Origin of the sequence: Aurantimonas marianensis (genome assembly GCF_024195285.1) — a bacterium.
Classification (GTDB): Bacteria; Pseudomonadota; Alphaproteobacteria; order Rhizobiales; family Rhizobiaceae; genus Aurantimonas; species Aurantimonas marianensis.
Window position 1 is genome coordinate 1 of the sequence record NZ_JALHBS010000063.1, and the last position, 13,314, is coordinate 13,314.

Here is a 13,314-nt window from a genome sequence, read left to right on the forward strand (position 1 = left end):
CCTCTTCCAGAAGGTCCGAGATTTCGTCCGGGCATGATGACAAGCTGCGGTCCAACCACGCCCCGCCATCTTTGCAGATGAGCCCGTATCGCTTGCGGCTCTTCGGATCGACAAACCGCACCTGATCCAGGCGCTCGACACATTGCCGCAGAAATCCCAGGTTTTGCGCCGGGTTATCTGCCCCCTCCTGGTAAACCTCGCCAGGACCCGACGCGCGAACGTCGACCTTCTTGAAGCGCTCGATATTCAGCAGTCCCTCGACATCATAAACGTTCATCCGGCGGTTCCAGCCGCTGGCTATCGTTCGGGGGCGCTCTCCTTTCGGCACGTCGTTGTCGAGAAATTCGTAGTGGACCTTCTTGTCCGATAACGCCCAGGAGAGGAACAGTGCCGGCATACCGGTATAGGCTTCGATATTGTGGTGGAGAAGATCGTCGACGGCCTTGTAGCGTCCGGTCGTCAGCCCGCGTTTCCAGGCCCGTTCCACGGTAAGCGGCGGTGGGGTGACCATGAAGAACATGAACACCGTGTGGCCGAACCGGGTCAGCAGGTTGCTGCCGCGATCCTGATTGTCGCCGGTTCGGAAACTGTCGAAGCGGAACCGGTCGATCAGAAGGTGCGGCATCGTTCCGCGATCGGCCTTTTCAGCCATGTAGCGGTCGAGTTTCCGGTCGATGATCTCCAGTTCGTGGCCGGTGAGCATCGCCCCATATTTATAGTCGGCTCCCAGCGAACCGTAGTCGAGAAGGTGTTTGCGCCAGTAATCCGGGCTGACGAGGGCGAAATCCTCCCACGGAACGCCCAGCTTCTTCGCCAACTCGCGTTGATGCGGCCTGATGGTGCTCTTTCCGGCGGCGGAGGCCCCCTTCACGTTCATGACGAACGGCTTGGTCTGGGCAGGCAGAAACCGATAACCCTCAGTGTCGGCGGCAATCGCGATGATCGGCTCCAACGCCGATCCGAGCTGTGCGCTGCCATACTCATTGACAAAAAGATTGGTCGCCAGTTCGACGATCATCGTCTTGTCGAAGGGCAGCCGTCCATGGGTGCGGACAACCGCGCTGGTGACCGTTGAAAGGGCATTGGCACAGGCCGCCTCGAACGGATCCTGCATCCCCGCCCAGCGGGCGGTGGCAGCTTCGAGCGCGGCGTTCTGGTTTGACGAGGGGGTCGGCTGAGTTGGCTTTTTCTCCCTGCCGAGCCACCTTTCCAGCAGCCCTCCTTTCGCGGTCGACGCCGGCTCTTGCGAAGCGTCCCGCGCATCCAGGCGCTGTAATTCCGCGGTGATGAATTCACGAGCCCGACGGACGAGACTCTCGTGCTCCGACTTCAACGAGCCGAGCCGCGGTCGGACATGCTCCTCGTAGATCCGCGCGGTCATGCCGCGCATGTTGATTCCGAGTTCCTCGTATTCCGGCCCGTCCGGCACCGAGAGGTCCGCCGTCACCCGGATCAGAAGTTCGTGGACAATCAGGCGCTCCGCGCGAAATGCGATCGTGTCCTTGGGGGCGAGGCCGCTGAAGTCGGCGAGCTCGTGAGCCTGCCTGAAGCCGGTCTCGACATTTTCCGGCCGGAACATGGTCGACAGCGGCAAGAGACGCTGCGGTATCGTCGAACTCAGCCCGGGGTTCCAGGGGCCGAATTCGCCCCCCGTGTCCCCCGGGCCGTTCGTGACCGACATCGATCAGGCAGGCTTCGACTTCGGACGCCGCGTCTTGTCCCAGATCAGTTTGAACAGCGGCAGGAAGATCAGGATCAGGGCAATGATCGTGATCGGGCCGGCGATCGGCCGTGTGAAGAAGATCGAAGGATCACCCGAGGAGAACAGCAGCGATTGCCGAAGTGTCGGTTCGGCGATCGGCCCGAGAACGATCGCCAGAACCGCCGGCGCGAGGGGATAGTCGAGCTTGCGCAGGAAGAACGCTCCAAAGCCGAAGACCAGCATGAGCCAGACATCGTGCATATCCATGGTCGCGGCGTAGCCACCGACGATCGACAGCACGAAGATCATCGGCGCGAGAACCGTGAAGGGCATGCGCAACATCCAGATGAACAGCGGAATGAAGGCGATGTTGATGACCACGGCGAAAAAATTCGACACATAGAATGAGCCGATCAGACCCCAGACGAACTCCGGCTGGTCGGTGAACAGACGCGGCCCCGGCGTCAGCCCCCAGATGACCATGCCGCCCAGCAGGATCGCTGTGGTCGGCGAGCCTGGAATGCCGAGCGTCAGCATCGGCAGCATCGCACCGGTCGAGGCCGAGTTGTTCGCCGCCTCCGGCGCCGCGACGCCGCCCGGATGGCCGCGCCCGAATTCCTTCGGATTGCGCGACAGCATCTTGGTGACGCCATAGGACATCAGCGAACCGGGGGTTGCGCCGGCCGCCGGAAGGATGCCGACGAAGAAGCCGAGGAACGAGCCGATCCCCATGCCTTTCCAGCCGCGCCGCATACCTTCCTTGGTGTCGTCGAGCGCGCCGCGGAACGACATCTTCGCCATGGTCGAAGTGATCTTTCCGCGGGTGGAATCGATGGTCCAGATCATCTCGCCGATACCGTAGACGCCGATGGCGAGCACGAGGAAGTTGATACCGTGCAGGAAGCCGGGAATGTCGAAGAAGACGAGGCGCGGGGCACCGGAGATTTCGTCATAGCCGACCGCCGCGAACACCAGGCCGATGCAGATCGAGAAAATCGTCTTGGGGATGTCGTCGCCGCCAAGTCCGACGAAGGTGGCGAAGGCCAGCAGCATCAGCGCGAAGATTTCCGGCGGTCCGAAGCTCAGTGCGACGGTCGCCAAGGGCGGCGCGAAGGCGGTGAACAACACGTTGGCGACGGTGCCGCCGATGAACGACGCGATCGCGGCCGTCACCAGCGCCAGACTGGCGCGACCCTGCAGCGCCAGGGGGCGGCCGTCGAAGGTTGTCGCCACCGCCGTCGATGCTCCTGGAATACCCAGGGTGATCGAACTGATGGCGCCGCCATACATGGCCCCGTAATAGATCGCGGCGAGAAAGATGATGGCCGAGGCCGGCGGCACGAGAAAGGTGATGGGAAGCAGGATGGCGACGCCGTTTACCGATCCAAGCCCCGGCATCGCGCCGATGAAGAGCCCGAGCGTGACCCCGACGATGATCAGCATCAGGTTGACGGGTTGTATCGCCAGCCAAAAGCCGTCGCCGAGTAGTCCAAGAATATCCATCATGACCGCCGCCTCCCCGCGGGCTCGATAAGTGCCGGAGCCGCTATATCAGTAAATGATCGTGTTCAATGCGTTGAACACCGGCTCGAGAAACGCCATGCCCTTCGGCAGGGTGATGCGCATAAGCGCCTCGAAGAAAAAGAAGAAGATAATCGGGATCGACGTGGCGATCGTCATGGTCATCAGCCAGCTATGCCGCCCGAGAAAGCGTAGATAATAGATCAGGAAGACGAACATCGCACCGTACATCGACAGGATGCCGACCAGCGCGACGAAACCGACGATGCCGCCCCCCACCAAGGCGAGCATCTTCTGCCCGTAGGGGTCCAGCAGAGGCTCGGTCGATTGCGAGGGTGGCGACGTCCGTCTGTACCAGTTGAATGCGATAAGCCCGGTACAGATCAACATGATGGCAGCCAGCCAGAACGGCCAGAAACCGCCGCCGGGTCCTTCCCCCCGGATATATCCGATTTCGAGAAACGAACTCTTCCACATCAGGTATATGGAGAGAAGGGCCAGCACGCCCGCTGTTACGATTTCTGCGCGGCGCATGCCGGCCCTCCCTGGATAGTCGGATTAGCAGTTGGACTTACAGGGTTTACTCACCCATTTCCGCCAGCAATTCCTTGTGGCGGTCGACTTGCGTCGTCCAGTACTTTTTCTGCTCCTCGGCGTTCATCGGCAGGCCTTCGAGGCTCTCGGACTTCATGTACTCCTGCCATTCCTCCGAGTCGTAGATCTTCTGGAAGAGATCCCGATAGTACTCGGCGGCTTCATCCGACATGCCTGGCGCGCCTACGACAGCCCGCTGGTTATAGTAGCTGAAGTCCTTGTCCAGCTCCTTCACCGTCGGCACATCCGGTAGAGCCGGCAACCGCTCGTCGGAGAAGGCTACCAGCGGCACGACATCGCCGGACTGGAAGAAGCCTCGCGCTTCGGCCGGATTGTTGACGCTGGCGCTGATCTGCTGACCGGCGAGCTCTTTCGCCACCTCGCCGCCGCCCTTATACGGAATGTACTTGATCTTGACGTCGAAGTTCTTCTCGAGCCAGGCGATGACGATCGAGTCCTCCTGGCCCTTGCCGGTTCCGCCCATCACATATTGGCCGTCCTCGGACTTCACCTTCGCGAGCCAGTCCTCGAAGGTGGTGATGCCGGAGTCCTTGTGGACCCAAAGGACAAACGGATCCACGCCCATCATGGCGATCGGCGTGAAGGTCTCGATGTCGACGCCGAGATTCTCCTGCCGAAGCGGCGTGGTGAAGAACGAGTTTAGCGTGACGAGAAGCGTATGATCGGGATCGCTCGTACCCTTGAGAGCAATCAGCGCTTCGGCGCCGGAACCACCGCCCTTGTTGTTGGGCACCAGCGGACGCACGGTCAGGTCCTTCTTTTCCGCCACCGACTGGATGAAGCGGGCGATTTGATCCGCACCGCCGCCGGCGCCGGCCATGATCACGAAGTCGATCGGCTTGGTTGGTTCCCACGCATGAGCGACACCGGTGAACAGTGTCGACGTCAGAGCCGCGGCACCGGCCATCGTCATAAGAATTCTTCTGTTGATACGCATTTTAACTTCCTCCCATATTGATTTTACTTGTACTGACTAGAACGGTATTCACGATCGCCGCTTTCCACGGCTGTTCTTATTGTAAATCAGGCTCAAGGGACTTCGTCAATCGATCGCAATCGGCGTGGCAGTCCCAGGACCGCGCTGAAACTCCCCTTCAATGAACCAGAACCACCGGGATGGGCGTGGACTCGATGATCGTCTGGGTGTTGCCTCCGAACATGATCTCCTTCTCGTGGCTATCGCCATAGGCACCCATGATCATCAGATCCGCCCCGAGCTTCCGGCAGCGTTCCAGCAGCTCCTTGCCGACATTGTGCGGGGCCGAAAACCGCTCGATCGCGGCGGTGATCCCGCGGTTCTTGAGATAACTGGCCAGATCTTCGGATGTGGTTCCATACACCTCCTCACCGCCGGTCAGGATCGTAACGGTATTGGCGTCTTCCAAGAGTCCGATATTCAGCGCGACCGCCCGCGCGGCCTCGGTCGAACCGTTCCAGGCGATGACGATATGTGTGCCGATCTGGACCGGCGGCGTGTCGGCCGGCGGACACAACAGAACGGGCCGACCCGTATGAAACAGCGCCGCCTTGAGGCTGTTGACGCCGAGCATCCCGGCTCTATCCGGCTGCGCCACCGCGATCAGGTCGACAAGCCGGCCGTGGCGCTTGATCACTTCGACCTGGCGTCCCTCTTCCTCCACCCATGTCGCCGTCGCCGTTCCCGCGATCGGCTCGTCAGACACCGTCAGCTCGAATTTTTGGACCAGCATATCGAATTCGCTTTTCAGGCTCTGCTCGACCTGGTCAGCCAATTCGATCGCCTGCTTTTGCAGTTGATCCTTGAGGAAAGTAGGAACCGGAACCCCATAGGGAAGCAAGTCCTGTGGCCTCGGACGGCAGTGCGTCACCACGACGTGTGACTTGAACCGTCTGGCCAGGGCGGAGGCATGGGCAAGGACGTTGTCGCCCTTGCCGTCGCCACGTACCGGCACGAGTATCTCGCGGATCACGGCAGCATATCCCTTCTAGAACAGCCCTTCGATGAGGCCTTCGTCGTTGAGCATGATGGATTCGGACGAGGGCACCCGCGGCAAGCCCGGCATGGTCATGATCTCGCCGCAGACGACGACGACGAACCCGGCACCAGCCGACAGTCGAACTTCGCGGATCGGCACCGAATGGCCGGTAGGCGCGCCGCGCAGATTGGCGTCGGTGGAGAAGGAATACTGCGTCTTGGCCATGCAGATCGGCAAATCGCGGAAGCCCTGTTCCTCCCACTGTGCCAGCTGGTCGCGGATCTTCTTGTCGGCCAGCCGCTCGTCGGCCCGGTAGATTCGCTTGGCGATGGTCTCGATCTTCTTCATCAGCGACATGTCGTCGGGGTACAACATCTGGAACTGCGCCACACCGCTGTCGGCGATCTGTGCCACCCGCGTCGCAAGTTCCTGGATCCCCTTCGAGCCCTCGGCCCAGTGCTTGCACAGGATCGCTTCCGAGCCCTGGCTCGCGACATAATCCTTGCAGGCCTTTATCTCCGCCTCGGTATCACCGGCAAAGTGGTTGATCGCGACGACCGCCGGCACCCCGAAGCCCTTGATGTTCTCGATGTGCCGGCCGAGATTGGCGCAGCCGTCCTTGACCGCCGCGACGTTCTCCGCCCCCAGATCCTGCTTCTTGACGCCGCCATTCATCTTCATCGCCCGGATGGTGGCGACGATGACGATCGCCGCCGGGGCGAGACCGGCCTTGCGGCACTTGATGTTCATGAACTTCTCGGCGCCGAGATCGGCCCCGAAGCCGGCTTCAGTCACCACATAGTCGTTCAGCTTCAGCGCCGTCTTGGTGGCGACTACCGAGTTGCAGCCATGGGCGATATTGGCGAACGGGCCGCCATGCACGAAGGCCGGGTTGTTCTCCAGCGTCTGCACCAGGTTCGGCTGCATGGCGTCCTTGAGCAGCACTGTCATCGCGCCGTCCGCCTTCAGCTCCTTGCAGGTCACCGGCTTGCGATCGCGCGTGTAGGCCACGATGATCCGGCCGAGCCGCTCCTGCAGGTCTTCCAGGTCGTTCGACAGGCACAGGATCGCCATCACCTCGGAAGCGACCGTGATGTCGAAGCCGGCCTGGCGCGGGAAGCCATTGGCCACCCCGCCGAGCGAGGTGACGATGTCGCGCAGCGCCCGGTCGTTCATGTCCATGACCCGCTTCCAGACGACGCGGCGGATGTCGATGTCGAGCGAGTTGCCCCAGTAGATGTGGTTGTCGATCAGCGCCGACAGCAGATTGTGGGCGCTGGTGATGGCGTGGAAGTCGCCGGTGAAGTGGAGGTTCATCTCCTCCATCGGCACCACTTGAGCGTAGCCGCCGCCGGCCGCGCCGCCCTTCATGCCGAAGCACGGACCGAGCGAGGCCTCGCGGATGCACACCGCCGCCTTCTTGCCGATCGCGTTCAGCCCGTCGCCGAGCCCGACCGTCGTCGTCGTCTTGCCCTCGCCCGCCGGCGTCGGGTTGATCGCCGTCACCAGGATCAGCTTGCCGTTCTTGTTACCCGCCTGACGGGCGATGAAATCTGCCGAGACCTTGGCCTTGTCATGGCCATAGGGCACCAGATCCTCGGGCCCGATCCCCAGCTTCGCCCCGATCTCCTGGATCGGTAGCTTCTTCGCCTCGCGGGCAATCTCGATGTCGGTCTTGAACGCCATGATAATCTATTCCCGATTCATGATCCGAGGATGTCGCCAGCGGAAAGGCCCGCCGAAGCGGCCCAGTCCGCCGCCGGCTGCTTGTCTCCGCCCGCAGGACGGACGCGTTTGATGATGATGCGGCCGCCGTTGCCTTGAACGGTCACGCCTTCCGAAGAGACCTCGACGACCTGACCGGCCGTGCCCTCGCCGTCGGCCCGGGCCGAGTCGAAGATTTGCACGGTCTCGCCCTTATGGGTCGTCCAGGCACCGGGCGCGGGGTTGGCCGCGCGGATGATGTTGTACTGATCTGCGACGGGTTTCGACCAATCGATTTCCGCGTTCGCCTTCTTGAACCAGCTTTCGTAGGAACCCTGGTCCAGACGCTGGTCGTGCTTGAGAATGACGCCCGCCTTCACCAGATCCAGGCTCTCCATCATGGCATCGACGCCCATCGGGAAAAGCTTCTTGAAGTAGACGTCCCCCAGCGTTTCGTCCGGCCCGATCGCGCAGGTCTTCTGCAGCAGGATCGGACCTTCATCCAGCCCGTCGTCGGGCCAGAAGATGGTCAGACCGGTCTGCTCCCTGCCCATGGCGATGGGCCAGTTGATCGAGCTCGGCCCACGATGATGCGGGCACAGCGATGGGTGATACTGAAACGTTCCGAATTTCGGCGCGTCGCGCACGGCTTCCGGCACGAAAAGCAGCACATAGGCCATCATGCAGACATCGGCGTCGAAGGACTTCATCAGCTCCAGCGCCTCGGGCGTCTTCCACGACGCCGGCTGGTGCAGCGGCAGGCCCTTTTCCCGCGCCAACTCCGCCAGCGGATCCTCGGGCTTGCCTTCCTTGGTGGGAGCGGTGCAGACCGCGACGACATCTTCGCCGCGCTCCAGCAACCGTTCCAGAACGGCCTTCCCAAAGGCTTGTTGGCCGTGAACTACGATACGCATATTTCCTCCCTGAACGGCGCCGCTTTATCGCTGCGTCCGTCTTATTCCGCTGCTTGCGCCTTGACGTCTCCGACCGCCCCCGAACCGACGATGCGGTTCAGATCATCCCCTTTATAGCCGAGAACGTCCGACAGGATTTCCGTCGTGTGCTCACCCAACAGCGGCGAGCGGCGGACTTCCGCGGGGCTGTCCGACAGCTTGATCGGGCAGCCGACACTGAGATATTCGCCGCGCTCGGGATGGTCGACCCGCACCATCGTGCCGGTGGCGTAAAGCCCCTCGTCCTCGGCGATCTCCTTCATGGAAAGGATCGGTCCGACGGGGATGTTGAGCGGGTTGCAGATGTCCATGACCTCGAATTTGGTCTTGGTCTTGGTCCACTCCTCGATGGTGGAGAAGATCTCGTTGAGCTTGTCGAGCCGCTCCGGCGGCTTGGCATAGCCTTCCTGGGTCTTCCATTCCGGCTTGCCGATGACGTCGCAGACTTTCTCCCAGACCGCGGCCTGGATGATGAAATAGGTGTAGGCGTTGGGGTCGTTCTCCCAGCCCTTGCACTTGAGAATGCGGCCTGGTTGGCCGCCACCCGAATCATTGCCGGCGCGCGGGGTCGCGTCACCGAACGGAATGCCCTCGCCATATTGCGAGTATTCCTTGAGCGGACCGCGCTGCAGCCGTTGCTGATCGCGCATCTTCACGCGGGCGAGATTGAGCACCGAATCCTGCATCGCACAGGAGACCTTCTGGCCACGTCCGGTCTTTTCGCGCTGGTACAAGGCGGTCACGATACCCAGACACAAATGCAGTCCCGTCCCGGAATCACCGATCTGCGCGCCGGTCACCAGCGGCGGACCATCAAGGAAGCCGGTCGTCGAGGCCGAACCGCCGGCGCATTGCGCGACGTTCTCGTAGACCTTGCAGTCGGCATATTTGCCCGGACCGAATCCCTTGATCGACGCCATGATGATGCGCGGGTTGATCTCCTGGATCCGCTCCCAGGAAAAGCCCATCCGATCGAGCGCCCCGGGTGCGAAATTCTCCACCAGAACGTCGCATTCCTCGATCAGCCGGGTCAGCACTTCCTTGCCGGTCGCGTTCTTGGAATCCAGCTCGATCGACCGCTTGTTGTGGTTGAGCATGGTGAAATAGAGGCTGTCGGCACCCGGCACGTCGACCAGCTGCTTGCGCGTGGCATCCCCCACGCCCGGCCGCTCCACCTTGATCACGTCGGCCCCGAACCAGGCCAGCAGCTGCGTGCAGGTCGGTCCCGACTGGACGTGGGTGAAATCCAGGATTTTGATGCCTTCCAGTGCCTTCATGGCGGATACCTGCTGTTCTAAGTTCAATCGGCGTTGGCGCTATTTCTTGGCAACGACGCTTTGTGGGTTGAGATTTCCGATGCGACCGCTCTCGGTGCCGGCCTTTTCGTCGATCACCGCATTGATGAGCGTCGGCTTGCCGGAATCCATCGCCTCGTTCACGGCGCGGCGCAGTTCGTCCGGCGAGGTCGCGTAGACGCCGACACCCCCGAACGCCTCCATCATCTTGTCGTAGCGCGCGTCCTTGACGAACACGGTCGTCGCCGCGTCGGAGGAACCGGACGGGTTCACGTCGGTGCCGCGATAGATGCCGTTGTTGTTGAAGACGACGATGCAGACCGGCAGATTGTAGCGGCAGATCGTTTCCACTTCCATGCCGGAGAAACCGAAGGCGCTGTCGCCCTCGACCGCCAGCACCGGGTGGCCGGTCTCGATCGCCGCCGCGATCGCCGTACCCATGCCGACGCCCATGACACCCCAGGTGCCGACGTCGAGCCGCTTCCGGGGCTTGTACATGTCGATGATCGAGCGGGCGAAATCCAGCGTGTTGGCGCCCTCGTTGACGAGGATCGCGTCGGGACGCTCCTTGATGACGGTCTTGAGGACCCCGAGCGCCCCGTGGAAATCCATCGGCGAATTGTTGTTCATCAGCCGCGGCGCCATCTTGGCGATGTTCGCCTCGACCTTTTCCCGGATCATGTCGGTCCAGCCGGCGGGCGGCCTTTGCCAGTCGCCGCCCATGCCGTCGAGCAGCGCGGACACGCAGGAGCCGATATCGCCGACCAGCGGGGCCGCGATCTCGACATTGCTGTCCATTTCCTTCGGCTCGATGTCGATCTGAATGAATTTCTTCGGCTCGGAGCCCCACTGCTTGCCCTTGCCGTGCGACAGCAGCCAGTTGAGGCGCGCGCCGATCATCATCACGACATCGGCTTCCTTGAGCACCAGCGAGCGGGCCGCGCCAGCCGACTGCGGATGGTTGTCAGGCAGCAGCCCCTTGGCCATGCTCATCGGCAGATAGGGGATGCCGCTCTTTTCGACCAGCGCGCGGATCTCGTCGTCGGCCTGCGCATAGGAGGCGCCCTTGCCGAGGATGATCAGCGGCTTCTTCGCCCCCTTCAAGACATTGAGCGCGCGGGCGATCGCATCGGGCGCGGGCAGTTGTTTCGGCGCCGGATCGATGACCTTCACCAGCGACCTCGTACCGGCCGCGGCGTCCATCACCTGGCCGAACAACTTCGCGGGAAGATCGAGATAGACCCCGCCGGGACGCCCCGAAACCGCGGCGCGGATGGCCCGCGCGATGCCGATCCCGATATCCTCGGCGTGCAGGATACGATAGGCGGCCTTGCACAAGGGCTTGGCGATCGCCAGCTGGTCCATCTCCTCGTAGTCGCCCTGCTGAAGATCGACGATCTCGCGCTCCGACGACCCTGAAATCTGGATCATCGGCCAGCAATTGGTGGTGGCGTGCGCCAGGGCCGTCAAGCCGTTCAGGAACCCGGGCGCCGAGACCGTCAGACAGATGCCGGGCTTTTGCGTGAGATAGCCGGCGATGGCCGCGGCGTTGCCGGCATTCTGTTCGTGCCGGAAGGAGATGACGCGGATCCCCTCAGCCTGGGCCATACGGCCGAAATCGGTGATCGGAATGCCGGGCACACCGTAGATCGTATTGATGTCGTTGAGCTTGAGCGCGTCGATAATGAGGTGAAACCCATCCGTCAGCGCCTGCTGGGCGTCGGCTTCAGCGGCATTGGCATCAACGCTCTGCGCTACTGCTGACATTCTGTTTCCTCCCGGAAGACTTGCTTGGACGGCCTTGCGGCCGGTTGCGTCAATGGCACGCGGAGCCGGTCAACCGGCCACGATGCGTTTACGGTTCAAAGATTCAATTCGTACCCACGTGGCGCGCACATGGTCATGCAGCTTCATCGTGTGCTCGCGCACAAGGCGGCTGGCGACATCGGCATCGCGCGCCTCCAGCGCCTCGACGATCTCCATGTGGTCGACGACCGAGCGCGTGGCGCGATCGCTTTCACCCATCGCCCGCCGGCGCACGGCATGCATATGCTGGAACAGCCCGTCCGCCGTCGACTTGAGCAGCGCACAGCCGGACAGTTCCAGAATGCGCTGGTGAAACACGATATTGGCTTCCGAATATTCCTCGATGTCAGCGCGCGCCGCATGGGTGCTGTGCTTCATCGCGAATTTGCGCAAGGAGCCGAGTTCGACGACGGACGCACGCTCCGCGGCAAGCCGGGCCGCCATGCTTTCCAATGCCGCCCAGGTGACGATCATCTCCAGTACTTCGTTCATCGACTTGCGTTTGACAAAGACCCCCTTGCGCGGAAGGATTTCCACGAAGCCTTCCTGCGCCAATCGCGCCAGAGCTTCGCGGATGGGTGTGCGCGATATTCCCAACTGTCCGGCGATGGTGCGCTCATCGAGACGCAAATCGGCCCCCTCATCATAGATATTCATTTCTAGGATGGCGTCGCGGAGCACGTCGTAGGTGTGATCCTTCAGCGTGAAGTTCACGGCGATCGGCGTCAGCTTGCTGGTAATCGACACAGTCCCGAACGCCTCCCCGCCTCACAACCCGGCACCTGTCGAAACGGTTTCGAGCCGCTTGGGTGCGCTTATGTGGTATACCATACATCGGGACATCGCTGCGTCAATGGGCAATTTACGAATTGCTGTCCGCATGGAAAAAGCCCACGATTGCAGGGGTTTTCGGCGTTTAGGGGTTCGATCTTCACGCTATTGCCTTGACGGTATTTGGCGTTTGGCATACCAGTGAAGACACATTTGTCGGCGGTTTTCATCTGTCGAGGGAGAGGGTTGAACGCATGTTGATCAGGGCTAAGGATTCCGCTCTCGTCGTTATCGACATGCAGGAGCGGCTGGTACCGGCAATGATGGCGCCGGCCCGAACCTTGAAAAATGCGGCATTGCTGATCGAGGCCGCGCGAGAAATGGGTGTCCCGGTCCTGTTGACCGAGCAATATCCGGCGGGACTGGGCCATACGATGGCCGAGGTTTCGACCGCCGCCGCCGGCTGTCCGGTCTTCGAGAAAGTGCATTTTTCCTGCATGGAAGACACCGCCTTCGCCGAGGCCATCAGCGCTCTTGGGCGACAGCAGATCGTCCTGGCGGGGATGGAAGCGCATATCTGCGTGGTTCAGACCGCCGCCAGCCTGCTGGAGGCTGGATACCAGGTGTTCGTTGCGTCGGACGCGACAGCATCGCGGTCGGCCGAGAGCGAACATGCCTGTCTGCAAAGACTCGGCGCGGCCGGAGTGGGAATCGTGACCAGCGAAATGGTGGTCTTCGAATGGCTCGGCAAAGCCGGAACGCCTTCGTTCAAGAAGATGCTACCGAGAATCAAATAGGCGCACACCGCTTCCAGGGGAGAGAACAATCAGATGAACATCCACGAATATCAGGCCAAGCAGGTGCTGAAGGGCTACGGGGCGCCGGTGGCGGCGGGGGTGGCGATCACCGAGGCCCGGCAGGCGGAAGCGGCGGCGCGGCAGCTGCCGGGGCCGGTCTATGTGGTCAAGAGCCAGATCCACGCCGGCGGCCGC

12 protein-coding genes are annotated in these 13,314 nt (G+C 62.0%); 2 read left to right on the forward strand and 10 right to left on the reverse strand.

Translation table 11 applies throughout. The features are described from left to right. The 10 genes from MJ956_RS11065 to MJ956_RS11110 form a co-directional block, all read right to left on the reverse strand. Window positions 1-1,681: ATP-binding protein (locus tag MJ956_RS11065; protein ID WP_253964524.1), on the reverse strand; the 1,681-nt coding region annotated here is incomplete at its 3' end. A gap of 3 nt (window positions 1,682-1,684) precedes the next feature. After that, a complete protein-coding gene (locus MJ956_RS11070) occupies window positions 1,685-3,208 on the reverse strand; it encodes a tripartite tricarboxylate transporter permease (protein WP_253964525.1) in 1,524 nt (507 codons plus the stop codon). Window positions 3,209-3,253: 45 nt separating this feature from the next. Then, window positions 3,254-3,757, reverse strand: coding sequence for a tripartite tricarboxylate transporter TctB family protein (locus MJ956_RS11075; RefSeq protein ID WP_253964526.1), 504 nt, complete (start codon window positions 3,755-3,757; stop codon window positions 3,254-3,256). A gap of 46 nt (window positions 3,758-3,803) precedes the next feature. Further along, entirely contained in the window at window positions 3,804-4,775 is a 972-nt protein-coding gene (locus MJ956_RS11080; protein ID WP_253964527.1) for a Bug family tripartite tricarboxylate transporter substrate binding protein, read from the reverse strand. A gap of 157 nt (window positions 4,776-4,932) precedes the next feature. Then, window positions 4,933-5,787 (reverse strand): universal stress protein, encoded by an 855-nt coding sequence (locus MJ956_RS18910; protein ID WP_253964528.1) that lies wholly within the window; start codon window positions 5,785-5,787, stop codon window positions 4,933-4,935. 15 nt (window positions 5,788-5,802) lie between these two features. After that, on the reverse strand, window positions 5,803-7,479 hold the full coding sequence (locus tag MJ956_RS11090; RefSeq protein WP_256477834.1) for a formate--tetrahydrofolate ligase: 1,677 nt from the start codon (window positions 7,477-7,479) through the stop codon (window positions 5,803-5,805). A gap of 17 nt (window positions 7,480-7,496) precedes the next feature. Beyond that, window positions 7,497-8,411 carry a methionyl-tRNA formyltransferase gene (locus MJ956_RS11095; protein ID WP_253964529.1) on the reverse strand — a complete coding sequence of 305 codons (915 nt, stop codon included), beginning with the start codon at window positions 8,409-8,411 and terminating at the stop codon, window positions 7,497-7,499. 41 nt (window positions 8,412-8,452) lie between these two features. Continuing rightward, window positions 8,453-9,727 carry a formyl-CoA transferase gene (gene frc, locus MJ956_RS11100; RefSeq protein ID WP_253964530.1) on the reverse strand — a complete coding sequence of 425 codons (1,275 nt, stop codon included), beginning with the start codon at window positions 9,725-9,727 and terminating at the stop codon, window positions 8,453-8,455. Window positions 9,728-9,766: 39 nt separating this feature from the next. Continuing rightward, entirely contained in the window at window positions 9,767-11,512 is a 1,746-nt protein-coding gene (gene oxc / locus MJ956_RS11105; protein ID WP_253964531.1) for an oxalyl-CoA decarboxylase, read from the reverse strand. Window positions 11,513-11,581: 69 nt separating this feature from the next. Further along, the gene (locus MJ956_RS11110; protein WP_253964532.1) at window positions 11,582-12,265 is read right to left on the reverse strand and encodes a GntR family transcriptional regulator; all 684 of its coding nucleotides are present in this window, start codon (window positions 12,263-12,265) and stop codon (window positions 11,582-11,584) included. Window positions 12,266-12,576: 311 nt separating this feature from the next. Here MJ956_RS11110 and MJ956_RS11115 point away from each other — a divergent pair, with 311 nt between their 5' ends. Beyond that, window positions 12,577-13,119, forward strand: coding sequence for a hydrolase (locus MJ956_RS11115; RefSeq protein ID WP_253964533.1), 543 nt, complete (start codon window positions 12,577-12,579; stop codon window positions 13,117-13,119). Between the two features lie 33 nt (window positions 13,120-13,152). Next, the coding region (locus tag MJ956_RS11120; RefSeq protein ID WP_341482718.1) for an ATP-grasp domain-containing protein at window positions 13,153-13,314 on the forward strand (162 nt) is incomplete at its 3' end.